We start from the raw sequence: 25,816 nt of genomic DNA on the forward strand, positions 1-25,816 counted from the left end.
TTGATCTGCGTATTCAGGAGGCGCGTCCACGTCGTTGAAAAAGCGGCGTGCCTAATCATTGGGTGGAGCGTGTGAAATCAAACAGATTCATCAAATCCCCGAGCGCGGGCCGGTTCAACGGCACGTAGGGATTACGTTGGTCGGTGACGGGATTGGGCAGATTGTCACGACTGCGCTTCGAAAGTGGCGGAAGACCCCAGTTGCGCTCAATAAATTTCAGGATCGACGCATGATCGTAGTAGGTGTGATCGACCTGACCGGGCTTGGAAAAAGGCGAGATAGCGATCAATGGGATACGCGTGCCGTCGCCGAAGAAGTCGATGAATTGCACATAGCCAGAATCGTATCCCCCGCCTCCCTCATCAAAGGTCACCAGGATTGCTGTGCTTTTCCATAACTCCGGATTCGCGCTGACGCGTGCCACCACATCGGCGACTAATTCATCGAAACTTGGCGCCATCGCGTAGCCCGGATGACCCGAAATACTGTCGTATGGCGCAATCACGGAAATCGCTGGAAATGCCTTTGCATTCTTAACATCAACATAAAACTGGTTCAAGTCTTGCAGCTTTTCCTTGTCGGGACCAGTCATCGTGGACGCGAAGAAGGTCGGTGTATCGCACATCGCGCAATATTCTTTGTCCACAGTTTTGCCATCGTTGCGGCCACCGCTATACCATTTCCACGACACCCCGGCCGCGCTGAGCGCGTCGCCTATATGCGGAATCGTTTGAGGCGGCAACAAGAACTTGTCAGGACCGAGCGCTAAAGGCTCACCGCTTGGCGTGAAAGCCGGGTCCATGTTGTTTACCATGTAGTAGGTATCAGGTTCACAATTGCCACCATTAAATGCGGGATACGGTAGCTTGTTCAAAAAGTTGCGAATACCGACTACGCCTGGCTGGCTAAGATCGGCGCATTTCACGTAACTGCCACCACGATAGCCATCTTCCGTGTACCAGTTATTGGTGGATGGCTGCGCATCGGGATTCTCGATCTGCTTCGCAGGCGGAACACCCGGTTTGCCATTCTCTGTGTAGAAAGAAACATCGCCGGTGGCAAGCGCAAAATAATTCACCGTAGTGCCGCCCATCACCGGCTGGTGATAGTTGTCAGCGATTGCATAGTTGTCGGCAAGGTGTTTAAAATACCGCGCGTCACCGGTTGACATGTTATAAAAACCCATTGCAACGCCGCCCTGAAAGGTGCGTCCGGGTGCCAATGGCGGCGTGCGCGGATTGCTCGGTCCGGCACCGGTCGTTTCAGCGACCCAAACCCACAGGTCATTATTACCGCCATCAATCTGCTGCCACATCTGAAAGAAGCGGTGAATCGGGTCGCCGGTGTGCGCACCGTAACTAACGTGTTGCGTAATTTGGAACGGGCCGTTCGGTAGCGCAGCCGGAAAGCGCGCATCGGGAATATCATGGCGCTGGCCGAAGGCACCTGCTGCGTATGGTTGCGGCAATGTCGGATAAATACCGTTGATCGCCGGTGTCGGCGTATATGCCCCGCGGCTCACTCCTAATCTTTGTGCGGCGTCCTGATAATGCGGGCCGGGTGAACCATCCTCTTTCACGATACCTTTAGAAAGCAAGTTCGAAATCGTCTGTCCGCGTGTTGGCTGGTAGACCCCATACAAGTTGTCAAAGGTGCGGTTCTCACCGACGATCACGATGACATGTTCAATCGGGGTCACCGCCCTGACATCGGCTTTCGCGATGTGAGATTGCAACAGCATTAGGGCCGATATCGCGCTTGCGAGAGGCTGCTTCATAACATTACTCTTTCAATCGAAAATAAAAACAGACAGGCATTAGCCTGCCCATTTGTTATGGTGGAAAACAACGTTTACTATTTATCGAGGAACTGCTCGTTACCAACAATACCGATCTTAGTCACGCCCAGGCGTTGTGCCGATGCCATCACGGCAGCAACCGATTTGTACTCCACTAGTTTGTTAGGCCGTACATGTACTTCGTCGACATTTCCCGTCGCGACTACCGCTTGCAGTTTGCTTTCCAATTCAGCCCGGCCTGCTATCGGCGCTCCATTCCAGGTTACCGTCCCGGTTGGACCGATATCAACGTTGTTGACAATCGGTGGTGCGGATTGGACCGGCGGATTACCGGTAGGCATGTTGAGCTTGATCGCATGATTCTGGATGGGAATCGTGATGATCAGCATAATGATGAGGACCAGCATGACGTCAATCAATGGCGTCATGTTCATTTCCATCATCGGTTCCGGATCGTTACTATTACCACCAGATGACCCTATATTCATACCCATAAATTCGTACCTATAGTATCCATATATTGCTCCCTGTTATTGGCGCGGCGGCGGCTCGGTAATAAATCCGATCTTGGCGATACCAGCACGCTGGGCCGTCAAGATTACTTTCCCAATATATTCATATTTTGTTCGCTGATCGCCGCGAATATGCAACTCTGGTTGCGGCACTGCCACGGCGACTTGCTTCAACCTTGCCAACAGTTGCGTGGTGTTCGGCACCAGTTGTTCGTTCCAGAAAATGTCGCCCTGTTTATTCACGGCCAGATTGATATTTTCCGGCTTGGTGACATAAGGTTGATCGGTTTCGCTCGGAAGCTTGACCGGAATCGTGTGCGTAACGACCGGAATTGTTATCAGGAAAATGATCAGTAACACCAACATAACGTCTACCAGCGGCGTCGTGTTAATCGTGCCGATCACTTCGTCTTCATCGGAAGAGCCGAGTGACATGCCCATGATTAACTCACCTTTTTCTTGATGCTGGCAATCTGACCCGCCGAACTCGTCGACATCACACCGCTCAGCAAGACCGCATGCAAGTCAGCGCTGAAAGAGCGAATCTCTTCCATTGCGCTCTTGTTGCGACGCACCAGCCAGTTATAACCCAACACTGCTGGCACCGCGACTGCAAGACCAATAGCGGTCATGATCAACGCCTCGCCGACCGGACCGGCGACTTTATCAATCGATGCCTGACCAGCGACACCGATGGCGGTCAACGCATGGTAAATCCCCCACACGGTCCCGAACAGGCCAACGAAAGGAGCGGTAGAACCAACAGTCGCCAGGAAGGCCAGGCCATCCTGCAAGCGGCTTTGCACCTTCTCGACAGAACGCTGAATCGACATCGTGATCCAGGTATTGAGATCAATTTGTTCCAACAACGCACCGTCGTGATGCTCGGTCGAAGTACTTCCTGTCTGGGCAATAAAGTGATAGGCGCTGGCGGGCTTGAGACCCGCAATCGCTACGCCAACGGTCGGCGCTTTCCAAAAATTATTCTTCGCATCTTTAGCCTGACCCATCAACTTTACCTGCTCGATGAGCTTGGTGATGATGATGTACCAGCTTCCCATCGACATCAGCACTAAAATGATCAGCGTGCCGCGAGCGACAAAATCGCCCCCTTTCCATAGCGCATCCAGCCCATACGGATTGTCAACCGTTTCGGTGACTGCCGCTGCTGGCGGTGGGACCGGGGTCGCGTTGACGTCTGTTGCCGATGCACTGCCAGGTGCACTGGCAGATACTGCAGACGCGGCAGACACCGGTGTCTCGGCAATTGCGCTCGGGGCTGCTACGCTCGCGACGGTGATCAGCAAGGCTGCAATAAAAGCGGATAAACGGTTACTAGCGATGCACATACATACTCCAAATTTTATACAGTAGATTGCCGTTATATTTAACGGATGAGTGGTTGCTAACGATCTGCTTAATCCAGTTTCCAGGCGTACTGGATTCTGGTCCAGGACTGCTCAGGTTTGCCATCGGTCGTTGCCGGCTTAAATTTGCAAAGACTCAAGCCAGCCCGCGCCGCCTTATCAAGGTCTCTGGAACCGCTGGATTTTTCTACTTTGGAATCGACTACAGTGCCATCGATACCAATCAAAAACGCCAGAGTGACAGTGCCTTCTTCTTCATTGCGTAATGAGGTACTGGGATACTCTGGCTTTTCACAACCCTTCGCGCTTACCACGGCGGCGGTATGTAAGGGGGCTGCTGGTGCAATTGCATGGGTTGCAGGGGTTGGAGCAATTGAGGCGGTGGTCGTAGGTAATTCATTGCTTACCGGCTTGACATTGGTAACTGCTGCTATCACGCTCTCCTGCGGTACCTGCTGAACTTTAACCTCTGGTGGAGGTATGAACGGCGGCGGTGGCGCAATTAACTTTGGCGGTGGTGGCACTAGTTTGTCCGGCGGCGGTGGCGGTTTGAATTCTTCGATAATCCTGGTTTCGACCGGTTGCTGTATGACTGCGACAATTTTTCGAGCCAGTCCCGTGACAAGCGCATAAATGAGTAGTGCGTGCAGAAGGACGACAAACGCGATCCCAGTAAAATTTCTGGCCGGCTCTGTATCGCCTTGTTGGAAATCCATGGCTACCTCAAACTTATTAATACAAAAAACAATATCGCTTCGTTGCGTTCGAGTCCACCGGCTTAAAGCCAGCGGACTCGGCGCAAGAAACGTTTTTCAGACAAGCTGTACTACGTTGGCAGAATTAAATTTTGCCGCTGATAGTCAGAAAAATCTGCCGTGGCGCCCCCGTCAACAGGGTGGCGAACGAACCTGTCGGGTCGGATTTGATGAAGCCATTAGTGCCGACCGTACTGTAATACTGCTTGTTCAACAGATTTTCGACATTGAGCTGAATGGAAAAGTCTTTCACGCCAACGAACGATTTCTGTTTATAACCTGCCGACAGATTCATCGTCCAATATGCTGGAACCTGACCGTCGTTCAAATACGTGTAGTAACGTTTGCCGGTGTACTTGGCATTTACACGACTGAACCAATGTTCATTTTCGTATGATAATTCGGTGTTGAACATCGTCTTCGGCGAATCGACCACTTGCTTGCCACCGACCGCAACAACGACACCATTGTCCATGTAGTCCGACTTGTATTTCGAGTTGTTGTAAGTAGCCGAATTGAACCACGACCATTGGGGCGCTAGCTTCCACACTGCAGCCGCTTCTACCCCCATCGTCTCAACCTTGCCGACGTTGACAAAAGTACTCGGACAACCGAGGATCCCCGCGCACGTGGCGACGCTTAGCAAACGGTCGTTAAATTCCGCGTGATAGACGGCAACCGAACCACTTAAATGCTCGCGCTTGAAGCGATAACCCATATCGAGGGTGGTCGAAGTCTCCGGCTTGATCTTGCCGACACTCAGATTAAAAGCAGCTTGCGTTTGCGAGAACGGCCCGGTGACGCCGGGCTGATAGGCGCGCATGTTCTGCGCCAGCGATGTGAACAGCTCGTCATCCCTCGTCAACGCATAATTGAGACCAACCTGCGGCAAGAAGGACTTGGAAGCCGTCAGTGTACCGGCCGCGCGCGTGCCAATCAGAGAGGTAGCATCGATTGTCACTTTTGGCGTCTTGAAACCAAAATTCAAGTGCAAGGTATTTCCCAGCATCGACACTGTATCTTGCAGATACAACTGCGTCGTCGTCGTTGTAAATTTTTGCTTAAACACGGTTGAGGTTGGGTTAGACAAGAAATAGTTGGTGTTGTCCGGACCTGACACCGCATAGAAATTCCGGCTCAGTGTGTGCAGACTACGCTCTGCCCAGAAGCCGCCATTGATGGTGTGACGACCCAGGTCCCAGGTTAAGTCAGTGATTACGCCGTCACGTTCGATTTTGTACTCGGAGGTACGGATCGAAATCGGCACCGTCGCCGAAGACGGCGTGTATGGTGTGTACCAATGGCCTTGGCCTTCGTCCCCATGATGGTAAAGGGTGGTCTTGAGCACGGACGATTCGGTCAATTTTACATCCAATGTCGCACCAGCCAAATCATCCTTGCGCAATCCGCTACCTAGGTAGTAAGCATCATCCAGACTGTTGACTCCGCCGCTGAAGACCCCGCGTGCAGCGTTGAGTGCGCGTTGCCAGTCCGGTGCATAATTATCCCAGTTCGCACCCAGGCGTTTGGTCATGTCGAGCGACATATCCTGATAGTCTGTTTCGCGGCGGTCAGAATGGTTGTAAAACAAGCTCAACTTATTCTCGCCAAACATATGCACTAACTTAGAGTTGAACTGGTCCTGGTCTTGTGAACCAGCGCCTTTCCATTTTTCCGCCCGCTGCCGAGTCACGCTAACGTATGCCTTGGTGCCGGAAGATAGCAGACCGGTGTCGAGGCGTGCAAAGGTGCGGTAGGTGTTATTACTACCAAAGGTTTGCGCAGCGGTGACGCCGAGCTGGTCGCCTGGATCAATCGACACGAACTGCACTGTGCCGCCAAGGTTACTGGTCGAGGCCGTACCGACTGCACCTGCGCCTTGCGACAGTGTTACGCGACCGATGTTCTCAGAGGAGATCGCGCGGCTAATGTGCAGCCCGTTATTATTGCCGTAGCTCATATCGCCGAGTGGCACGCCATCGAGCGTGAAGCCCATCTGGCTCTGGGTGAAACCGCGCACGCTAAACCGCGTTGACCACTCATACGCGCCGAATGGATCGGCCGATTCAAAGTTCACACCAGGCAGCTTTTCCAGTGTTTTTAGCGGACTTGTTCCCGGTAATGCCTTGGCCAGATCGTCGCGCGTAATGTTCTGCACCTGGCGAGTTTGCCCTTGGCCGAAGACCGTAATCACCTCTGGTGGTGGTGTTGCTTCTTGTGCTTGCGCATATACTGCGACCGCTTGCAGTATCAATAAATAGATAGGTTTAAATCGAAATTGATGTGTCACTTTTTATATCTCGTGTTGGTTTTTGTGAGGGTGCAGTTGCATGCAATGGCATGCTGATCATTTTCTTTCTATCGATCACACGTGGTCACCCCGCGATGCAGACGCATGCGTTGTGATTTGTTTAATGAAATCGAGTGGGACGGATTGTAGCGACGGTGTGTTACTGCTGAATGACAGTATCAACGATAGAATTTCATCGCGGAAACGTGTTGTTACGTACCCACAGGAAAGCATCAGCTTTGCCGCAATGACAGGCCCTGTTTGTGTCCATAATTTGAATTTTTGGGAACAACCGATTTGTGCGCTTTCATTCAGTCATGTTGACTTTTAGCGTCTGGGCGCAGTGGCTACTGGAAGCACGCGTAATTAAGAACCAGAAAGCAACACGAACCCAAACCCAGTCCCACCATTTATTCGATTTTTAGCGGCGATGAGATTGAAGGCCGGAAGTTCGCTTAGATAATGGGTCACAAATCGGGGTACGATGCTTCGAAAGCGTGGCGTTATCGTTTAGGTGAAAGTACGGCGCTGTGCTAGCAAATCTGCGAGTTGCCATGGGACTGTGCAGCTAATCCCGTCTTGTGGATGGTAAGGGTTTACTGGTAAAACATAAGTCCCGTTATGACGCGCAAAGTCGCACACAATATCGTTGACACGCGACGCCTAACGGTCGACGATTTAGCTTAATCTCGCAAGTGGTACGGAGTACCATTTGCAAATGATAACTATCAATGCCATTGGTATTTCCACGGTCGTTTTGGTGATGTACGAAGTTACACTCAACCCAGATTGTATAAGATCGCGTGGTGCAATGTGGCTTGCCCGCTAACCTCATCTGTTTTGAGTTCATGCATACCGATATGCTCGGGTACGTATGGGGATACGTCCGACAGTAGGCCATTCTCATAAACCATTGAGTCTGCCAATGGCCCTACGACCACACGGCGGTCGTAGGCATAACGTGTTACGGTGCAGGAGCGCAGACCCCGCCGACCGCCAACATCAAGTGCGCACTCTCGTCGTCGAATTCGCATTCGCGCAGGATTTCAGCGCTATGCTCGCCCAGTCCGGGCGGCAGCCGCGTGATATCTGGCGGCGACGCACTCATACGCAGCGGATTACGTGGAATCAATAAACTACCTTCGGTCGGATGCTCACGCACGCTCCAAAAATCGACGCTTTTCAGATGCGGGTCATCACGTAAGTCTTCGATACTATTGACTGGCGAGAATGGAATATCTTCTGGTGTCAGCAAACGTAACCATTCTGCATTAGTCTTACGTCCAATCTGGCGTTCGATCTCATCCCACACTTCGCGAAAATGCACCTGACGTGAGGCAAATAGCGTGAACCGCGGATCGTCCATGATCTGCGGCTCGCCCGCTAATTCAAAGAACCGCCGCCAATGCGCATCTGAATACGGTAACAACGATAAATAACCATCTAAGGTGCGATAAGGTCGCCGCGCTGCCGCGACGACTGGCGCATAGCCCATGTTTCCGACAGGCGGTTCAAAAATATGCCCCCATTGATGCTCAATCATATTGAACGCGGCCATGGTCTCAAACATCGGGACATCGACCTGCTGGCCTTCGCCTGTGCGCATGCGGTGCATGACCGCCAAAACGATGGCATACGCAGCATGTAATCCACTGATTTTGTCGGCAACAATCGTCGGAATATAACGTGGTTGCCCCGCCACCACTTGCTGCAACATCGCCAGACCGGATGCAGCCTGAATGATGTCATCGTAAGCGGGACGACCGCCATATTCGCCTTCGTCGCCATAACCGGTAACATGGCAATACACCAGACTCGGATGGGTTTTGGCCAGCGTTTCATAATCCAGACCCAGACGTGCTGCGGCGGGAGTACGCATTGAATGTAACAAGACATCGGTCTTGGCAAGCAGACGGTGCAGGATTTTGCGTCCCTCGGGCCGCTTCAGATCAACCACAATACTGCGTTTGCTACGGTTACTTGTCAGAAAAAATGCGCCCATACGCGGCGACCGGCGCGGGCCGATGGAGCGCGTTAAATCGCCCTCGGGAGGCTCAAGCTTAATGACGTCCGCGCCCATATCGCCAAGGTATTGACCCGCCAACGGTCCGAACACCATCGATGCAATTTCAAGCACGCGTATACCGTCGAGCGGCCGTTTTTTTGGAGAATTTTCCATGATCTACAGCACTGCCACAGGCGCAAGAGGACTGCCGGTTGCGCCGACTATCGGCAAGGCACTGGCAACGAACAAAAATTCGAAGCGGCCACTGGCCACTAGCGGATCCAGCATCAAGCCTTCGAGCAATGGCACGCCAAAATCCCGAATTAACAATTGGTGTACCGGAAATACCGCGCCGGTCGCAAACGGCAATACCTCTACCGCAAAATTATCTGCGCCGACGACAGCCACTTCGCGCTCCGCAAGCCAGCGTGCCGCATCAACATCAATGCCCGGCTCGACGTCAAAAGAGACGTTCTTCACGCCTTTTTGCGACTCCAGCCAGCCTGTGCGTAACAACACCGCATCACCACGTTCTATTTGCAATCCGGCCAAAGCTGCCGCCGCTTCAAGGTCCGCACGACTAACCACTTCGCCCGGTACCAATACCCTGCCCCTCACCCGAACCATATCTAGCAGAACGCCACGGGTGACGATCGGCGGCATTTTTTCCACGCCCAACTTACTCGCCCCTGTGGTACTACGAACGGTATGACTGGAAAATCCATTAAACAATTTATCGTCATACCAAGCGTGGCAGAGTGCATCTACATGCGTGCCGATGTGCAGTGGCATGATGACCGAATCTTCAGCAAACTGGAAACCACCGGGGCGGCCTGCGCCCGCCGCATAATCACCGCCATCGCGTCCCATAAAGTGCTGCAAGCCGCAACGATGCGACGGCACAGGCGTCTTGGATGACAGCAGTTGCGCCAAGCGTAAAACTTCTCCCGTTTGTACCAGCGCAGTAGCGCGACGGACCTGATCGGGTCCGATAAAATTTAACGAACCGCGTTCATCATCGGGACCCCAGCGTGACCATGTATTTTCAATCATCATATTCTCTCTTGTTATCCAAACCTGGCGCAATGCGCCGAAATAAATCTTTTAGCACTTACGTCTTTAAGCACGATATCCAAGTCGAACCGATAAGCGCCGCGCCGCATCACTCAAGCGCGCCACCGCCGGATCGTCCTGCGTAAAACTGCTGGCTGCGCCCATCATAGTGAGCGCCAGTACTATCGAGCCGGAGGCATCGAACACCGGTGCGCTGACCGCGCTTACGCCGAGTTCATTGATGTCGATCATGATAGCGTCATCAATGAACCCCAGCTTTCTTTCACGCACCAGGGCCAGGTGCTCCTCGACAGCAATGCGATTACCGAACGGTGCATCGACGATGTGTTGCACTGAAGCGATTTCGGCCTCCAGATAACGCGCGGTCAACTGCGGCGCAGAAAACGCCGCGAACACTTTGCCGGTCGCAGAACCTAATAAGGGCAAAACCATCCCGCAGCGCAGACGGACATCAAGCGGTTGGCGTGCTTCAACCCACCAGATCAAGGTCGGACCCATGTTCCCCCATACGCCGAGGCCAACGGTTTTATCGGTTTCACGATTTAATTCTTCCAGACAAGGACGTGCCAGCTGGACCGCGTTTAACGTCGCCACATTGCCAGAACCCAGGTCAGCATTGGGCGCATGCGGATGGACTACCATATACTTACCCGCACCAAATGCCAGCGGCTTACGGGAGGTACCTAAAATACGCGTGACGCGACCGAGAAACAATAGATGGTCGCCACCGGGATAGGTCGCTTCCGTGCTGCATTCAAGATAAGCCGAGCAGCCATCAATCAGCGGTAAGCCGTCGATACCGGCGGTGACCGGGATACCCTCAAAACGATCAGGGCCGGATTTGGCGAAGCGATTCGAGACATCAACCTGCTCCTCCGATAAAATATTGACGACGAACCGCTTAGCCTTACTATAGACAGGAAAACTGGTGGCGTTAGTACGTACGCTCCAGACGATCAGCGGTGGATCGAGTGATACCGAATTAAAGGAATTAACGGTCATACCAATCGGCGCACCATCATCGTCGAGCGCCGTAATCACGGTGACGCCAGTGACGAAAGCACCGAGGCAGCGGCGCAATTCTATCGGGTCAATCACGGACGGCTGGGCCGGGGTTAAGGCTAAATCGTTCGCAGAATTACTCATGGTGACTGGCATCTTTCAAGGAAGTAAGGGGTTCGGACAACACCCGCCGAAACCCGGCCGGACTAGCCACTGGGAGGGGGTCGGCGGCTGCCAAAGGCACGCTGTTGATCTGAAAACGGTCAGCAACCCAACCGCATAGGCCGCGCCGGAAAGACATCACACAAATGATGAAAATAGCTCCCTCTATCATGGTAACCCACGAGCCAAACCCGGCAAGATAGGTGCTAATGATAACGAGCACAAAAGCACCGACTATGGGACCAAACAATGTACCCACGCCCCCCACCAGAGTCATCAGGATCACATCGCCGGACACCGACCAGTTGACGTCGTTAAGCGTGGCAAGCTGAAACACTAACGCCTTCGTTGCACCAGCCAGGCCAGCCAGCGCTGCGGACAGAACGAACACTAATAACTTGACGCGCTCGACGCGGTAACCGAGTGAAATTGCACGTGGTTCGTTTTCACGGATAGCTTTGAGGACCTGACCAAACGGGGAATGCACGATGCGGTAAATGAGCGCAAAACCACCCACACATATCGCCAGCACTGTGTAATACATCGCAAGCGGGTGATCAAGATTAATCAAGCCGAACAGATGCCCGCGCGGAATCGCCTGTATGCCATCCTCGCCACCAGTGAAGCCGTCGAACTGCAAATAAAAGAAATACAGCATTTGCGCCAGCGCCAATGTCACCATCGCAAAATAAATACCCTGACGCCGAATCGACAACCAGCCGAAGCCGACCCCAAGTGCCGCCGCCGCCAGCGTGCCTGTCAAAATTCCGACTTCGGGCGTAATGCCCCAGTGCTTCATGGTGTAACCGGTGACGTAAGCAGCAGTGCCAAAAAATGACGCATGACCGAAAGAAAGCAATCCGCCGTAGCCAAACAGTAAATTAAACGCCGCAGCAAGTAGCGCGAAGCACAGCGCTTTCATCATGAAGACGGGATATAGCCCAATGAAGGGGGCTATCAGTCCGACTAAAAATAGCACACCAACCAAGACCATAGAAGCATTACGACGACGGTTTTCAGTCAACTCCGAGGGACTGGCTCCCACCTTAGATAGCGTGGATAGCGTGAATAGCTTCATCATGCAGTCCTCCCGAACAAGCCTGCGGGCTTGGCTAACAAGACCAGCGCCATAATCACAAAAATTACCGTACTCGATGCTTGGGGATAAAAGACTTTTGTCAAACCTTCGATCAGACCGAGGGCAAAACCACTGAAAATTGCCCCGCCAATCGAACCCATGCCGCCAATAACCACCACCGCAAACACGACAATGATCGTACTCGATCCCATGCCAGGACTGACCTGATAGATCGGTGCGGCAAGCACCCCGCCCAATGCAGCCAACGCGACGCCAAAGCCGTAAGTCAGCATCATCATGCGAGGAACCCGTACCCCAAAAGCTTGCACCAGCATCGGGTTTTCTGTGGCCGCCCGCAGATAAGAGCCAAGTTTGGTTTTTTCTATCACCAGCCAGGTGGCAGCACATACGACGATTGAAAAGACGAAAACCCAGGCCCGATAAGTTGGCAAATACATGAAGCCAAGCTGATGCCCGCCTTGCAACAGTGCCGGTGTCGAATACGGTAATCCGGCGGCCCCAAATAGTTGACGGAAAGCACCCTCAATCAACAAAGCGGCACCAAACGTCAACAACAGACCATAGACATGATCAAGCTGCTGGATGCGACGCAAAAAAAAGCGCTCTATTAACATCCCCGAAGCGCCTACCAGAAGCGGCGTCAATACCAGCGCCATCCAGTAATTCATTCCCAGAAAATTGAGTAAAAGCCACGCACAGAACGCGCCCATCATGTATTGCGCGCCATGGGCAAAATTGATGATGTTCAGTAAGCCGAAGATAACTGCCAGACCAAGACTGAGCATCGCATAAAAGGCACCGTTAATAGCGCCGATCATCAATTGTCCAAACAAGGCTTGCATTGATATTCCAAAAAGTTCTGTCATAAAGTGCGCTATAAAATTACGTCAAAAAGGTGGTTCAGAAAACTGGCATTCTTGCTATGATCCATACCGCATCAAATGCTCAGATAACTATGAATATTGGCGACGGTGGCCGGATCGGCGACCTCGGCGGCGGCAATGTGATCTACCACTCGACCATCTTCGATGACATAAAAACGCTCCGATACGCTGGCGGCGAAGTTGAAGTTTTGCTCCACCAAAATGATCGTAAAACCCCGTTCCTTCAGTTTATTGATGGCATGACCAATTTGTTCGATGATCACCGGTGCCAAACCTTCGGTTGGTTCGTCAAGCAACAACAAGTCAGCACCCGTGCGCAAGATGCGCGCAATCGCCAGCATCTGTTGTTCGCCGCCGGACAATTTGGTACCGGGACTGGTGCTGCGCTCTGCCAGATTAGGAAATAATTGATGAATCTCAGCCAGCGTCATACCGCCCGCCTTGATGATCGGCGGCAACACCAAATTTTCTTGGACCGTCAAACCGGCAAAGATACCGCGCTCCTCGGGACAATAACCAATGCCCCGACGCGCGATCTGATCAGGCGACGCCGCAATGAGTTCACTACCGGAAAATTTTACTGATCCTTCGCGGCGCGCCAGCAGTCCCATGATTGATCGCAGCGTGCTGGTTTTGCCAGCGCCGTTGCGGCCCAGTAGCGTCACAGTTTCTCCGCGTCGCACGTTTAGGTTAATCCCGTGCAGAGCTTGCGACTCGCCATACCAGCCGCGCAGATTATCGATGACTAATAAATCTGCTGGCGCAGTTGATACCGTACCGGGTTGTATCGGTGACTGAGGTGTCTGGATGACGGCATCAAGCATGAGCGGACCCCATATAAGCGCTGCGTACTTCAGGATTTGCCGCCACTACCGCATACGGCCCTTCGGCCAATATCTTGCCACGTGCCAGCACTGTAATCGTGTCCGACAAATCTGCCACTACCTTTAGATTGTGTTCGACCATCAAGACTGTACGACCAATCGCTACCTTACGAATTAAATTAGCGATGCGTTCGATATCTTCATGTCCAAGGCCAGCCATCGGTTCATCGAGCAACATTACCTCTGGATCAAGCGCCAGCGTGGTGGCCAGTTCCAATGCACGTTTGCGGCCGTATGACAAATCGGCGGCGCGTAAATCGCGCCAACGGGTTAAGCCAACCGCATCCAGTAACTCATCCGCACGTCCGTACAAGTCTGCGAGTGTTTTATCCGAGCGCCAGAAGTGATAACTTAATTGCCGCGGACGTTGCAGTGCGATACGAACGTTGTCACGTAAGCTAAAAGCTGGAAAAGTCGAGGAAATCTGAAAAGAGCGCACCATTCCACTTTGCGCCACCAGCGCGGGATCGCGTCGGGTGATTTCTTCACCCTTGAAAAATATTTTCCCGCCGCTCGCTGGTAAAAAGCGTGTCAACAAATTAAAGACGGTTGATTTGCCCGCACCGTTAGGGCCGATTAGCGCGTGGATAGATCCCTTGCGCACTTTCAGATCGATGCCGCCGACGGCAACAAATCCCCGAAAATCCTTGGTCAGGCCGCGTGTTTCAATGATCGTGTCAGTCATTGGAGTTTCCTTCAAGCCATCAGGTTATCGCGGAAGCTATCGCCTTCATATTCGGTGCGGAACACACCGCGGGCCTGTAAGATCGGCACTACCTGATCAACGAAGTCTTCTACGCTGTCGGGGTTAGTTGTCGGACTTAGATTAAATCCGTAACAACCGGTTTCGCGCCAGGTACGCTCCATTTCATCGGCTACTTGCTCTGGTGTGCCAATGACTTGGGGAATAGCTACCGATAAGGCCCACGTGGATGCAGCCTGCCGTAGCGTCACTGCCTTGCCGTCAGCACCGGTAACGGTAGCCGCCATCAAACCGCGCGACGCTTGCGTTTCCATTTCTGCCAGCGGACGATCTGGATCAAGTTGACTTAAATCCACGCCGAAGACGCCAGACAAACGCGCCAGAATCGCATCGAGCGGAATCCGCTCTGCCAGTTCCTCTGCACGCTGACGCGCTTCAAGTTCTGTACTACGGACGATCGGCTGAAGGCCGAACAATACTTTGCATTCATTACCGTTGCCCTTGCCTTGCGCAGCGGCGGCGGCTGAAGCAGCACTCAGTTGGAGCATGCTTTTTTTCATTCCCGCTACGTGCGACTGGATCGCAAAGATGACTTCGGCGTGCTGCATGGCGAACTGCAGGCCGCGTCCGGACGAACCAGCCTGGAACAGCAGCGGGCGACCGTAAGGCGATGGCAAAGTTGGGCCGACTGCCTTGCAATTCAAAAACTTTCCCTGAAAATCGACGACATTGATTTGTTCCGGATCGGCAAATTTCCCCGTTACAGGGTCCTGCAATATTGCGGCATCGGGCACGCAATCCCACAAGCGATAGCAGATTTCCATAAACTCATCGGCCTGATCGTAGCGTTCGTCATGGCCCAGTGCGCCGAGGCCGTTGGCCTGATGTTCAGCTGCGCTAAAGCCGGAGACGATGTTCCAGCCGACCCGGCCACGGCTCAAATAATTCAACGTCGAAATACGGCGTGTCGCCAGATAAGGCGTCGTGCCAGTGGTCGACAAAGTAACCCCGATGCCAAGATGTTTGGTGGCGGCGGCCATAATGGCGACGAGTGGCATCGGATCGTGGTTAGGCCAGGAGGCGCCGTATTCAACCGATGGCTTCACACTGCTTTTATAGACCGCATGGGTGGCGGGGCTATCTGCAAAAAATACGCCGTCGAAACAACCCCGCTCTAACGTCTGCGCAAGATTCTGCCAATAGGAGAAATCTTGCAAACCATTCAGTTGCCCATCCTTTGGATCAGCCCAACTGAGCAGGGTATGTGTGCTGGCGCTGTGAATCAGCATCTGCATTAAGTGCATTTTTTTAGACATTAGGCCATCCTTAGAGCAAAATTAAAATCGACGCGGGCGTGTTAAGCGAGAAACCTAAGAACTACAGGCGATGCGTATCGAAGTATGGAAATCACAGCGCTTCTTCGACGCGGCGTTGTGTGCCTGACCGGGAATATGAGCGGCGCGCGGATCTACCTGCATCCGCACACCTTGACTTCGGATTAGCTGAACAAATTAATAAATTAACGAATTAACGATTGCAGATAGTCATCGCCCAAGCCGACTTCACGGCAATATTTGGCATACCGGTCAAGACGCAAAAATACATCATCGTAATCGGTGGCGTTACCGGCTTCGTCCAGATACACGAGCGGGCCGTGAACATGAAACAACGCAGTCATCTTGCCCGCTTCGGGATCAATATAGAGCGTATGAATATGCCCCGGAGGCTCGTACACAAAGCTGCCTGCGCGCGCCACCCAATCGTATTCGCGATAACCCCACGCGCCATCGAGCGTCCAGCCGGTTACTGGTGACGCGTGACGGTGACGCTGGATGGTTCCCTGACCTTCAGCTTTCAGAATACTGATCCATCCGCCATTGGAAACATCAAACAGAATGGGGCGTACCTTGCCGAGTTTACCGAGTGGATACCATTTTTCATCATCAATCATCACGTCCGGAGAAAACATTTCCGGGCGAGTAAAAGGCGACTCTGGAATATTAATCATTAAATGTTCCCTGGTTTGACCAGCGGACAACTGCCAGCCGACATTGGACGCCAGGCCTGCTCAGGGCCGAGCTTACGTTTAATCTTGTACAAATCCCACTCACCCTTACTTTCTTCAGGCGACTTAACTTCAAACAAATAGACATCGCTGACTACCCGGCCATCTTCCCGGATACGCGCGTTGGTCAACACGTCGTCGCTGATCGGCAATTGTTTCATGCGCGCAACCACTGCCCGACCTGACCGCTTTGCTTCGACTGCGCCGACAGCGGCGACCGCTTTCAGATAATGTGTGACCGACGAATACGCACCGGCCTGTCCCATATTTGGCGGCACGCCTTTGGTTTGCGGCGTAATACGCTTGGAGAAAGCCCGCGATTTGTCGCTCAAATCCCAATAAAAGGACTCCGTCAACACCAGTCCTTTGGTAACGGGCAAGCCCAGGGCCTTGATGTCCTGCAAATAGATAATTAACGCAGCCATACGTTGACCACCTTTGGTCAGACCAAATTCATTGGCTTGTTTGAGGCAGTTAAGCAAGTCGTTACCCGCCAGCGCCAACGCTACGACCTTGGCACCGGAGGATTGCGCTTGCAACAAGGCCGACGCAAAATCGGTGGTGCCAACCGGTACCGCCACTTCGCCCACTACCTTGCCACCCTTGGCAATCACGACGGCAGCGGTATCGTCACGCAATGCCTTGCCGAATACATAGTCGGCACGGATAAAAAACCAGCTATCTCCATTACCTTTTTCAATCATGCCGTTACCCATACTGGTTGCGAGCATCGCTGTATCGAAGGTCCAGTGGGTCATGTTCGGGGTGCACTCTTTGCCACTGAGTGAGGCCGAACCGACATTATTGGCGAGCATCACTTTGTCGCGTTCGCGTACCAGATTATTAACCGCTAGCGCAATGGCCGAATTGTTAAATTCCATTAAGACATCGACGCCCTGATCCAGCCACTGACGTGCAATCGCGGCACCAATATCGGGCTTGTTTTGATGGTCAGCAGTAATCAGCTCAACGTTCAGGCCGTGCAGGCCGGACATTTCTGCAATCGCCTGTCGGGCGCACGCAATTGAACCGGTGCCACCAAGATAGCTGTATGGACCGGACGCATCTTGCAACATCCCGATACGGATCAACGGTTTCGATTGCGCTTTTGCAATCATAGGTGCCAGTGCAAATGCTGACATGCCGGTCAATATGGTACGACGATTCACCATCTTCAGTCTCCTTGGTTGATCGCTCTGTTTTGTACCCGGCTCCTATGAATCACCGGCATCTAACAGAACAATAACTACTTTATAGAATTGTTATATACCGGATGGTAGCTTATTTTTTATAGGCTAGCAAATTTATTGTTGCACCATGCGCTGACCGCCTAAAAGTGCTCAGGGAAGCATGCCAGCGCCTTTGAAATGTGCGGTGTAATTTTGTGAAGAAGGATTTAAAAACGTTACTTTCAGACAAAGAACCGATGCGTATGGAACTGACTGGCGCTGATGTTTGATTGCTACCCAGGTCCGCAATATGGCAATAACGACGGGGACACGGAACATGACAACAATTAATTGTCGGGGGAAATAACAACGGCGACTGTAGTTGGAAGGACTTGAGTAAAGTCCCCCCACATACAATCGCCGTGCATTACCTCCAATTTACGTCTCAGAACATTTAGAACGAGTGGCGCATACCCAGTGATGCTGCGCGCAAAGTAGAACCGTAAGCGATCTGGCTTCCACCTGTGACTGACGTGATGGTCGATACCAAAGGACCATTTGCGTAGGCATTGTTCTTCGTCTGTCCGTAGTTCGCGTACAAGGTCGTGAACTTTGAGAATGGATACTCATAGGTCAAGCCAAGTGTAGTGCCAGCGCCGTCCGGTGTACCGTTATGCTTATAGTTAATACGGGTGATCGATGGAATGAAAGTTCCGGTACCGACTGGAATCCGTGCACCGACCCAATACGAACGTTCTTTGCTCCATGTAAAGGCTGAAGGCGAAGCAGTAGAACTGCCGACCGTGGCGACCGGGCTTAAATTGGCAAAGTTACTAGGTCCGTTGAACTGATATGCACCAGCAAATACTTTTGCCACAGGAAAAGCGTAAGAGCCTCCGACAATTTGCTCGCTGACCCACTCCGGCTTAGCTGTTGCAATTATGCTATCAGTTGCTTGACGCAAACGTGTTGCCGACAAACTCAGTGACAGTGGGCCGTTATCGTATGTAACACTTGGATTGATTAATTGTCCGGTGCCACGTGTATTTTCATCACCGGCAGCAACCATCAGCTTAAACGTGAAGCCGGATGTTTTATATGTTGACAATAATGAGTTATTGACCCGCGAAGTCGACTGAAAAGTGCCGCTTGAAGGCGTTGCCCCGACGGTCGGATACACCGCATGGTTGGTCGCCGTCGTTGCATTACCCCAGTACAAACCGTATGAAGGATCGATCATCGCAAAAATCACGTCAATCGGTGCATACTGGCGACCGGCTGAGAGCGTCCAGTTACTGCCACTGAGACCGACATAAGCCTGACGACCGAACAAGACACCGCCTTGAGTGCTAGCGCCAGTGTCGACCGCAATGCCAGCCTCCAACACGAAATTGGCGTTTAAACCACCGCCGAGATCTTCAATGCCGCGAAAGCCAATCCGACTAGCCGGACCAACGCCGGAATCTTCACGGAAGGTGTGCGACGATACTGCTTTAGTCGGACCGCCAGGGGTAGTCGTGCCACCGCTTGTACTCACGTTGGTGAGAGCGACATCCAGATTGCCATAAATGGTGACATTGGAGTCGGCATGTGCTACGCCAAAAGGGGCCAGTATGGCGATTGCAGCGATGAGTTTTTTCATTTGATGTCTCCGGTGTTAATGTCGTTTTTTATAATTAAGATAGTTACTTCTTGAACATCTATCATTATTTTATGATTTCATACTCAAGACGGTGTCGCTTGCGTTTACTAGCTAAAGCAGGTAATGCGGATCAAAGTTGGCTGGATGTGTAGTTTTTTAAGCACACTGTCAAGCCAATAGTTTCCTGCATAAAACTTCTTAGAATATTAATATGCCAGTAAGATAGCATCTTATACTGATCAGTATAAAAATAGGTGTAATGTGCGTCAATATTTATTAATCGGCTTGCTGATCGCGGAACTTATGTGTCGATGAGTGAAATTATTTTCAGGCAAAGAGATGATAAAAAATGAACGACCATAAGTCTCTGGCCAGACTCAATAGCGCAACCGGCTAGTGGCACTACACCATCAAGCAAGCCCACACTGCCATTGTTGCAGTCTGGGACTTACCAGTCCTCCTCCAGCTTCGACTTTAGAACCACGTTTTATAAACGCAGTTTTATCCACCCGCTTCCAGACGCGGTTTTATAGCCCCGTTTTAAAGCCCCATATAGGAACGTTGAATATCAGGGTCGCGCAACAGGTCCTCTCCACTCGCCACTTTTAAAATGCGTCCATGCTCAATGATGCAGCCGCGGCGGCAAAGGCGCAGTGCGTTGCCGACGTTCTGCTCAACCAGTAACACCGCAATCCCTTTGGTGGCGACCAGCTGACTAATAATGTCAAAGACCTTCCCCACCATAATCGGTGCGAGTCCGAGCGACGGCTCATCAAGCATCAACAATTTCGGCAACCCCATCATGGCCCGGCCGACAGCACACATCTGGCGCTCGCCCCCAGACAGACGACCGGCAAGCTGCATCCGCCGTTCTGCCAGCAACGGGAACAAACGCATTACCTCATCCAGCGATTCGGCCATTTTGGCGCGTGCTTTGAAATGGTAAGCACCGAGTTGCAGGTTCTCCAGCACAGTCATGAACGGAAACAAGCGACCACCTTCCGGCACCATAACCAGACCGTGTTCGGCAGCCGCATGCGCGGGTAAGCGTGTGATGTCCTGACCGTCAAACATTACGCGCCCCGACTGCGCCTTCAGGTGGCCATTAATGGTCAGCAACAAGGTCGATTTACCCGCGCCATTAGCACCGACCACGGACACGATTTCGCCGCGCCCGACTTCAAAATTCATATCATGTAATACCGGCAATTCGGAATATCCTGAACATAACCCTTCAACCCGCAAAATAGCGTCCATCATTGTTGATCTCCTAAGTACGCTTTAATCACTGCCGGTGCACTTAAAATCTCTTCGGCACTACCCTCCGCAATCATGCGGCCCCGATCCAGCACGACCACCCGATCCGAGAACGTGCGCACTACTTTCAGGTTATGTTCGATAATCAAAAACGTTAGTCCTTTGGCATGCAGGCTTTGGAGTAATTCGATGACATGGCCGATTTCACTTTGGTTCAAGCCAGCCATCACTTCATCCAGCAGAACAATCTCCGGTTCCAGTGCCAGCGCCCGCGCTACCTCTAGCCGCCGCCGTTGACTTAGCGTTAAGTCACCAGCGCGTTGCATAGCATGGTGAATCAGACCCACCTGCTCTAATACAGCCATCGCCTTGTCGCGCGCCGTTGCCAGGCGGGGATGCCGCATAAAGGCACCAATCATCACATTTTCCAAAGCACTCAATGCAATCAGCGGCTTGGCGATCTGAAAGGTACGACCGATTCCGAGTCTGGCCCTGGCATGAGGGGCTAAACGATTAATTGCATGTCCCCGCAGACGTATCTCGCCCTCGCTCGGTGATAGCTGCCCGGATAGCAAATTGAAAAAGGTCGTTTTACCCGCACCATTGGGGCCGATAATACTGATGATTTCACCGCGCTTTACGGACAATGTAATGTTGTCGACCGCACGCAAACCAAGAAATTGCTTGCTAACGCCTTCTACGGAAAGTAGTTCTTCGTTCTCCTGCACCTGGCGCGTCATCACTTTGCCCTCCATTTCGTCTGCAACTTGTGCCAAAGGTCGGAAAATGCCCCGACCAGGCCGCGCTTCATAAACAACGCTGCCAAGACCATTAGAAACCCAAGGATGGCCAGATTAATGCCCGGTAAAGTACCTGCCAGTTCAGCCCGAAGGAAGTTTTCAAAAGGAATAATCAGCGCCGCTCCCAGCAACGGACCCGCAATCGTACCTATGCCGCCGATGAGTGTGAGCAACGCAAATTTGACGCCGACATCGGTCAGCGTAAACAGCGTCGGAGGATCGATATAACGGAGATACATGGCAAACAAAGTCCCGCCAATAGACGTCAACGCTGCGCTCAATGCCATGCCGCGCAGCTTCACCGCCAGTACGTTAATCCCTGCTGCACGCGCCGCGTCTTCATCCTCACGTACCGCCAGCAGGTAATAACCGAGCCGACTGCGGCGCAGCAATACGGTGATCCCAATCACGACTGCCGCAAACACGAACATTAGCAAGCCGTACTGCCAGCGTTCCACAAAAATCATATTGGCAAACCCGGGCTTAAAAGGAATAAGAATGCCACTTGGCCCGTTAGTCAACGAATCGAAATAATTGGCAATCACAAACGCGACTTCATTTAGTGCCATCGTTGCAATGGCAAAAAATGGTCCGCGCAACCGAAAGGTGGGCCATGAAATTAACACCGCAATAATTGCGGCGAAGATCGCGGCAGGAATCATGGTCAGCCAAGGCGAGATATCGAACAGCGTATAAAAGCGCGCTGTGATATAAGCGCCGATGCCAAAGAAGACCCCATGACCGAGCGAAAACTGCCCCGCAAAGCCGCCGATAATGTTCCACGCCGCTGCCAGTCCACCCATCAGATAAGTGAAGGCGATAATGTTGAGCCAGTACGCGTCGTGCACCAGCAACACGAATGGCAACAACGCTAGCGCCATCCCGCCCAAATATTTTAAAAAGACCTGACGACCCGTGGCAATCACAACTTCTCGGACCTGTGAGGACTTCTCGGTCGGCGTAGCCTTTTGCGGTGCCGGAATATTCGGAATAATCGGAATATCCGGGATAATCACCGCCGTCAAAGGAACCGTGTCCAGTGCGCTTGATTTATTGTTGTTCACGAAATCCTACCTCTTCAGCGCCAACCTGACCAAAAAGGCCGGAGGGACGCAAGATCAAAACGATTAAAAAGATGATGAACCAGATAGCACTTTTCAACGCCGGATCAATGTAATATCCGGCAAAAGCTTCAACGATGCCGACGATCAGTCCGCCGAAATAGGCACCCCAAACGCTCCCCAGACCGCCTAGCACGACGACTGCAAAAGCCGCGAGAATAAAGTTACTGCCAACCGTTGGCGTGATCGAATAAATCGGTGTCAGCATGACCCCCGCCAAGCCAGCCAGGCCTGCACCAAGTCCAAATGTCAGCAAAAAGGTACGCTCCACGTTGATACCCATCACGCGCGCTGCACGCTTATCCTGCGTCACCGCACGGATCGACTTACCGGTCATCGAACGCGACAAAAAGAAATGCAAGCCGATTGTAATCAACGTCGTGGCGACAAACGTCAGCAACCGCACCATACTGATTTTAAGATCGCCGACGGTGAGTACGCTCGCACCCACCTGCCCGCCAATACTGGCCGCTTCTCCACGTGTTGCGGCCAACATAATGTTCTGAAACATCATCAATAAGCCGAAGGTGGCAAAAATCTGCATATTAGGTTCGTTGTGCAACGGCTGGATAACCAGACGTTGAATCGCCATCCCAAGCAAACCTACCAGCGGCGCGACGATGAGCGCAGCAAGATAGGGATTAAGACCTAAATAGGTGTACGCGTAATAGCTGCCATACATGCCCAACATCACCAGTTCGCCCTGCGCAAAATTGACGATCCGCACTACACCAAAAATCAGGTTCAAACCAATACTTACCAGACCGTAAATGCCGCCCAGTAAAATTCCGAAGACCAGCACATGTAATATTTGATCCATTGCCTACTTTCCTTTAAGAGGTGCCGCGTAATAAGCGCCACCTCAACCTATCAACGTGTGAACCTATAAATTAAGGACGCGCCAGCGGTAGCAAAGTTGCACCGGATGGCATTGCACTAGGAGGAAAAACCGTCACCATCTTGCCCGCTTGCCATTGCGCAGTAACAGGGAAGGCCCGCTGGTTCTGGGAGTTTTTATCGAGCTTGAAACCATAGCCGGTCGCATAACTGCCGGAAGGCTTGTCCATTACCAAAGCGGCAGCACGCACTTTGGTGACATCCAGACTACCGGCGGCGCGGATTGCATCGAACAGCATTTGCATGCCAACGTACGCTGTCATGCTTTGCGAAGCAATTGGGTCTGACTTATAGCGGGCGCGGTAAGCCGTTAAAAAGCCTTGGGCACCGGGACCGAAACGTTCAGAAATATCGGTACGCGGATAGGTCACCACCAGCACGCCTTGAATCGATGGCACGCCCAACGACTGCACCGTCTCTGGCGTATCGCCCACACCGACCAGCAGGATGGCACCCGGTTTAAAGCCTTGATCGCGCGCTGTACGCAATAGCAAATTACCGTCTGGCACGTAGCCGGTTTGCACCAGCACATCCGGGTTAGCCTGCTTGGCACGTAATATGGTGTCATTCAAATCGATGGAACGCATTGAGTGTGCACCGACGCCGACCACTTTTGCACCCAATGTTTCCAGCAGCTTCTTTTGGGTCGCTGCAATCGATGTACCATAGACGGAATCCTCATGTTCGATCCAAACCTTGACGTCCTTCATATTTTTTTTCAATGCCGGTGCGATCAGATCGCGGATTGTATTTACCGACATCAATGCAAAATCGCCACCGTTTGGACTGATCCGCACGTAGTTGAGCAAGCCGCGCTCCGTAAGATTTTGTGCCAGAGCACCGGTCTCCCAATACAACTTGTTATAACGCGATGCAGCATCACTGGCGGCGTTCGATACTGCGCTGGTGTAGGTACCGATAAACAGATCGACCTTATCGTTTGCCTGCAACTGCTCAACGGTTGCAATACCTTGCTGCGGGTTGGACGCGTCACCGCGCACAATCTCAATCTTGCGACCAAGCAAGCCACCGGCAGCGTTGACCTGATCTACCGCTAGCTCGTAACCTCGGGTAACTTCTACGCCGTACAGCGCCAACGGGCCGCTAAAAGGATTAATCGCGCCAATTTTTATCGGTTCCGCAGCTTGTGCAAACTGTGGCACCAGCATTGCGCCGACCAGCAAGGTGGTCTGGACAATGGGCGTTAATACCTTTATCAAAGCTGGGGTAAATTTACCCACGCTATTGGTCATGCTGCTGGTCATGCTCTTGCGTACGTTCATGCTTGTCTCCTAGAGGGAAAATATCGTTATTTTTTACGATCTTTTGTAACCGTCACCGCGCTGCTACGGTAACGTTAATACTGTTACGTGACCTGATTCAGCACGTAACCAATACGGGGAAAATGCACATGCACCACACCAACGCGGTCATCATGGCGGCGCAAACTAAAGTGCGAACGGGTCGCTGCAACCAAAATGCCTTCGGTCGATTCTGGCCCAAAGCTTTCTGCTGTGATCGTCACGCGACTACCCAACGGAATACCATGCTCATCTTGAAAAATATTGTCGGACAAGTGGCCCTGACCCAACGTTAGAGGCTCGGCGCTGGCAGCGGCGGCGATGGCTTGCGCCGCATCAATCGGGGTCATCTGGCCATGACCCAACAAGGCCATACGTTGCATCCAGCAGATAATCTTTGGTGACTGGTCCAGCATTTCTGCCACTAACGGTGTAAATTGGTGGCTGAACCATAACGAGTGGTAGACCGAAAAATCTGCAATACAAGGCGCTTCACCCAACAAGAAAGGCTGAGTCACCAGCATCCCCGATAAGCGCAAGAGATAGGCTTTACATGCCGCAGCGGCGTCCGCTGCCCTTAGTCGCAGCATTGCACCTTTCATTGCGTCACGATCTTGCGCAAATTGCGCGGCTGCGTCATCTCCCATGCCCGCAAGCATATAGCCGGTGTTTCTGGGCGGGGCAAGGACACTCCAGAACAGCGTGCTGTCGGCCCACTGCGCCAGCGTTTGCGCAAGTCCTTTCGTCCCGCGTGGATAAAGCGTGGGTTCGGGCTGGACCTGTTCGAGCACCTCACAGATCAACGTACTGTCACAATAAATATCTGCGCCAATTTGCATGAACGGGGTTTTTCGATAGCCGCCGGTAAGTGCGACAACGTCTGGCTTGGGCATCGTTCCGGGCACAATTACCGATTTCCACGCGAGCTGTTTATAGCCCAGCACCAGTCGGACTTTTTCTGAAAACGGGGATATCAAAAAATGATGCAGAATCAAATCGGCCATACCTTGCTCCCTTTGAAAACAAACT

Annotated in this window: 23 protein-coding genes; all 23 read right to left on the reverse strand. The window is 52.3% G+C overall.

The window, feature by feature from the left end; translation table 11 throughout:
• Nucleotides 1–55: 55 nt before the first annotated feature.
• The gene (locus tag HAV38_RS17485) at nt 56–1,777 is read right to left on the reverse strand and encodes an alkaline phosphatase family protein (RefSeq protein ID WP_168056673.1); all 1,722 of its coding nucleotides are present in this window, start codon (nt 1,775–1,777) and stop codon (nt 56–58) included.
• A 77-nt stretch (nt 1,778–1,854) separates the two neighbouring features.
• Nucleotides 1,855–2,292 carry an ExbD/TolR family protein gene (locus HAV38_RS17490; RefSeq protein ID WP_184013432.1) on the reverse strand — a complete coding sequence of 146 codons (438 nt, stop codon included), beginning with the start codon at nt 2,290–2,292 and terminating at the stop codon, nt 1,855–1,857.
• Nucleotides 2,293–2,328: 36 nt separating this feature from the next.
• Nucleotides 2,329–2,751 (reverse strand): ExbD/TolR family protein, encoded by a 423-nt coding sequence (locus HAV38_RS17495; RefSeq protein WP_168056674.1) that lies wholly within the window; start codon nt 2,749–2,751, stop codon nt 2,329–2,331.
• A 2-nt stretch (nt 2,752–2,753) separates the two neighbouring features.
• On the reverse strand, nt 2,754–3,659 hold the full coding sequence (locus HAV38_RS17500; RefSeq protein WP_168056675.1) for a MotA/TolQ/ExbB proton channel family protein: 906 nt from the start codon (nt 3,657–3,659) through the stop codon (nt 2,754–2,756).
• Nucleotides 3,660–3,727: 68 nt separating this feature from the next.
• Entirely contained in the window at nt 3,728–4,393 is a 666-nt protein-coding gene (locus tag HAV38_RS17505; protein WP_168056676.1) for an energy transducer TonB, read from the reverse strand.
• Between the two features lie 124 nt (nt 4,394–4,517).
• Nucleotides 4,518–6,722 carry a TonB-dependent receptor gene (locus HAV38_RS17510; protein ID WP_245182423.1) on the reverse strand — a complete coding sequence of 735 codons (2,205 nt, stop codon included), beginning with the start codon at nt 6,720–6,722 and terminating at the stop codon, nt 4,518–4,520.
• Nucleotides 6,723–7,686: 964 nt separating this feature from the next.
• Nucleotides 7,687–8,901 (reverse strand): CaiB/BaiF CoA transferase family protein, encoded by a 1,215-nt coding sequence (locus HAV38_RS17515; RefSeq protein ID WP_168056677.1) that lies wholly within the window; start codon nt 8,899–8,901, stop codon nt 7,687–7,689.
• Nucleotides 8,902–8,904: 3 nt separating this feature from the next.
• Nucleotides 8,905–9,783 carry a cyclase family protein gene (locus HAV38_RS17520; protein WP_209216795.1) on the reverse strand — a complete coding sequence of 293 codons (879 nt, stop codon included), beginning with the start codon at nt 9,781–9,783 and terminating at the stop codon, nt 8,905–8,907.
• Between the two features lie 63 nt (nt 9,784–9,846).
• Entirely contained in the window at nt 9,847–10,947 is a 1,101-nt protein-coding gene (locus tag HAV38_RS17525) for a flavin reductase (RefSeq protein ID WP_168056678.1), read from the reverse strand.
• Nucleotides 10,940–11,959 carry a branched-chain amino acid ABC transporter permease gene (locus HAV38_RS17530; RefSeq protein WP_184013438.1) on the reverse strand — a complete coding sequence of 340 codons (1,020 nt, stop codon included), beginning with the start codon at nt 11,957–11,959 and terminating at the stop codon, nt 10,940–10,942. The genes HAV38_RS17525 and HAV38_RS17530 overlap by 8 nt, the downstream gene beginning before the upstream one ends.
• 83 nt (nt 11,960–12,042) lie before the next feature.
• Nucleotides 12,043–12,930, reverse strand: coding sequence for a branched-chain amino acid ABC transporter permease (locus HAV38_RS17535; protein WP_168056680.1), 888 nt, complete (start codon nt 12,928–12,930; stop codon nt 12,043–12,045).
• 71 nt (nt 12,931–13,001) lie between these two features.
• Complete coding sequence (locus HAV38_RS17540) at nt 13,002–13,772, reverse strand: ABC transporter ATP-binding protein (RefSeq protein WP_168056681.1); 771 nt, start codon at nt 13,770–13,772, stop codon at nt 13,002–13,004.
• Nucleotides 13,765–14,517 carry an ABC transporter ATP-binding protein gene (locus HAV38_RS17545; protein WP_168056682.1) on the reverse strand — a complete coding sequence of 251 codons (753 nt, stop codon included), beginning with the start codon at nt 14,515–14,517 and terminating at the stop codon, nt 13,765–13,767. The genes HAV38_RS17540 and HAV38_RS17545 overlap by 8 nt, the downstream gene beginning before the upstream one ends.
• A gap of 11 nt (nt 14,518–14,528) precedes the next feature.
• Complete coding sequence (locus tag HAV38_RS17550; protein WP_168056683.1) at nt 14,529–15,851, reverse strand: NtaA/DmoA family FMN-dependent monooxygenase; 1,323 nt, start codon at nt 15,849–15,851, stop codon at nt 14,529–14,531.
• Between the two features lie 203 nt (nt 15,852–16,054).
• Nucleotides 16,055–16,543: a 2,4'-dihydroxyacetophenone dioxygenase family protein gene (locus HAV38_RS17555; protein WP_168056684.1), complete on the reverse strand. Its 489-nt coding sequence runs from the start codon at nt 16,541–16,543 to the stop codon at nt 16,055–16,057.
• Entirely contained in the window at nt 16,543–17,772 is a 1,230-nt protein-coding gene (locus tag HAV38_RS17560) for an ABC transporter substrate-binding protein (protein ID WP_168056685.1), read from the reverse strand. The genes HAV38_RS17555 and HAV38_RS17560 overlap by 1 nt, the downstream gene beginning before the upstream one ends.
• A 451-nt stretch (nt 17,773–18,223) precedes the next feature.
• The gene (locus HAV38_RS17565) at nt 18,224–19,411 is read right to left on the reverse strand and encodes a porin (RefSeq protein ID WP_168056686.1); all 1,188 of its coding nucleotides are present in this window, start codon (nt 19,409–19,411) and stop codon (nt 18,224–18,226) included.
• Between the two features lie 540 nt (nt 19,412–19,951).
• Nucleotides 19,952–20,671, reverse strand: a complete 720-nt coding sequence (locus tag HAV38_RS17570; RefSeq protein WP_221313838.1) for an ABC transporter ATP-binding protein — start codon at nt 20,669–20,671, stop codon at nt 19,952–19,954.
• Nucleotides 20,668–21,408, reverse strand: a complete 741-nt coding sequence (locus HAV38_RS17575; protein WP_168056941.1) for an ABC transporter ATP-binding protein — start codon at nt 21,406–21,408, stop codon at nt 20,668–20,670. The genes HAV38_RS17570 and HAV38_RS17575 overlap by 4 nt, the downstream gene beginning before the upstream one ends.
• On the reverse strand, nt 21,408–22,532 hold the full coding sequence (locus tag HAV38_RS17580) for a branched-chain amino acid ABC transporter permease (RefSeq protein WP_168056687.1): 1,125 nt from the start codon (nt 22,530–22,532) through the stop codon (nt 21,408–21,410). The genes HAV38_RS17575 and HAV38_RS17580 overlap by 1 nt, the downstream gene beginning before the upstream one ends.
• Nucleotides 22,519–23,409, reverse strand: a complete 891-nt coding sequence (locus HAV38_RS17585) for a branched-chain amino acid ABC transporter permease (protein ID WP_168056688.1) — start codon at nt 23,407–23,409, stop codon at nt 22,519–22,521. The genes HAV38_RS17580 and HAV38_RS17585 overlap by 14 nt, the downstream gene beginning before the upstream one ends.
• A gap of 70 nt (nt 23,410–23,479) precedes the next feature.
• The gene (locus tag HAV38_RS17590; protein WP_168056689.1) at nt 23,480–24,769 is read right to left on the reverse strand and encodes an ABC transporter substrate-binding protein; all 1,290 of its coding nucleotides are present in this window, start codon (nt 24,767–24,769) and stop codon (nt 23,480–23,482) included.
• 83 nt (nt 24,770–24,852) lie between these two features.
• Nucleotides 24,853–25,791 (reverse strand): glutathione S-transferase family protein, encoded by a 939-nt coding sequence (locus tag HAV38_RS17595; RefSeq protein ID WP_168056690.1) that lies wholly within the window; start codon nt 25,789–25,791, stop codon nt 24,853–24,855.
• Between the last annotated feature and the right edge of the window lie 25 nt (nt 25,792–25,816).

The organism is Glaciimonas immobilis, from assembly GCF_011947285.1.
GTDB lineage: Bacteria > Pseudomonadota > Gammaproteobacteria > Burkholderiales > Burkholderiaceae_D > Glaciimonas > Glaciimonas immobilis.

Excerpts from the sequence above, each read along its gene's own strand:
- HAV38_RS17555 (WP_168056684.1), bottom strand. The coding sequence starts at position 16,543 with ATGATTAATATTCCAGAGTCGCCTTTTACTCGCCCGGAAATGTTTTCT.
- HAV38_RS17570 (WP_221313838.1), bottom strand. The coding sequence starts at position 20,671 with ATGATGGACGCTATTTTGCGGGTTGAAGGGTTATGTTCAGGATATTCC.
- HAV38_RS17575 (WP_168056941.1), bottom strand. The coding sequence starts at position 21,408 with ATGACGCGCCAGGTGCAGGAGAACGAAGAACTACTTTCCGTAGAAGGC.
- HAV38_RS17505 (WP_168056676.1), bottom strand. The coding sequence starts at position 4,393 with ATGGATTTCCAACAAGGCGATACAGAGCCGGCCAGAAATTTTACTGGG.
- HAV38_RS17530 (WP_184013438.1), bottom strand. The coding sequence starts at position 11,959 with ATGGTCTTGGTTGGTGTGCTATTTTTAGTCGGACTGATAGCCCCCTTC.
- HAV38_RS17535 (WP_168056680.1), bottom strand. The coding sequence starts at position 12,930 with ATGACAGAACTTTTTGGAATATCAATGCAAGCCTTGTTTGGACAATTG.
- HAV38_RS17490 (WP_184013432.1), bottom strand. The coding sequence starts at position 2,292 with ATGGGTATGAATATAGGGTCATCTGGTGGTAATAGTAACGATCCGGAA.
- HAV38_RS17545 (WP_168056682.1), bottom strand. The coding sequence starts at position 14,517 with ATGACTGACACGATCATTGAAACACGCGGCCTGACCAAGGATTTTCGG.
- HAV38_RS17525 (WP_168056678.1), bottom strand. The coding sequence starts at position 10,947 with ATGAGTAATTCTGCGAACGATTTAGCCTTAACCCCGGCCCAGCCGTCC.
- HAV38_RS17515 (WP_168056677.1), bottom strand. The coding sequence starts at position 8,901 with ATGGAAAATTCTCCAAAAAAACGGCCGCTCGACGGTATACGCGTGCTT.
- HAV38_RS17485 (WP_168056673.1), bottom strand. The coding sequence starts at position 1,777 with ATGAAGCAGCCTCTCGCAAGCGCGATATCGGCCCTAATGCTGTTGCAA.
- HAV38_RS17595 (WP_168056690.1), bottom strand. The coding sequence starts at position 25,791 with ATGGCCGATTTGATTCTGCATCATTTTTTGATATCCCCGTTTTCAGAA.
- HAV38_RS17585 (WP_168056688.1), bottom strand. The coding sequence starts at position 23,409 with ATGGATCAAATATTACATGTGCTGGTCTTCGGAATTTTACTGGGCGGC.
- HAV38_RS17520 (WP_209216795.1), bottom strand. The coding sequence starts at position 9,783 with ATGATGATTGAAAATACATGGTCACGCTGGGGTCCCGATGATGAACGC.
- HAV38_RS17495 (WP_168056674.1), bottom strand. The coding sequence starts at position 2,751 with ATGGGCATGTCACTCGGCTCTTCCGATGAAGACGAAGTGATCGGCACG.
- HAV38_RS17550 (WP_168056683.1), bottom strand. The coding sequence starts at position 15,851 with ATGTCTAAAAAAATGCACTTAATGCAGATGCTGATTCACAGCGCCAGC.
- HAV38_RS17590 (WP_168056689.1), bottom strand. The coding sequence starts at position 24,769 with ATGAACGTACGCAAGAGCATGACCAGCAGCATGACCAATAGCGTGGGT.
- HAV38_RS17565 (WP_168056686.1), bottom strand. The coding sequence starts at position 19,411 with ATGAAAAAACTCATCGCTGCAATCGCCATACTGGCCCCTTTTGGCGTA.
- HAV38_RS17540 (WP_168056681.1), bottom strand. The coding sequence starts at position 13,772 with ATGCTTGATGCCGTCATCCAGACACCTCAGTCACCGATACAACCCGGT.
- HAV38_RS17560 (WP_168056685.1), bottom strand. The coding sequence starts at position 17,772 with ATGGTGAATCGTCGTACCATATTGACCGGCATGTCAGCATTTGCACTG.
- HAV38_RS17500 (WP_168056675.1), bottom strand. The coding sequence starts at position 3,659 with ATGTGCATCGCTAGTAACCGTTTATCCGCTTTTATTGCAGCCTTGCTG.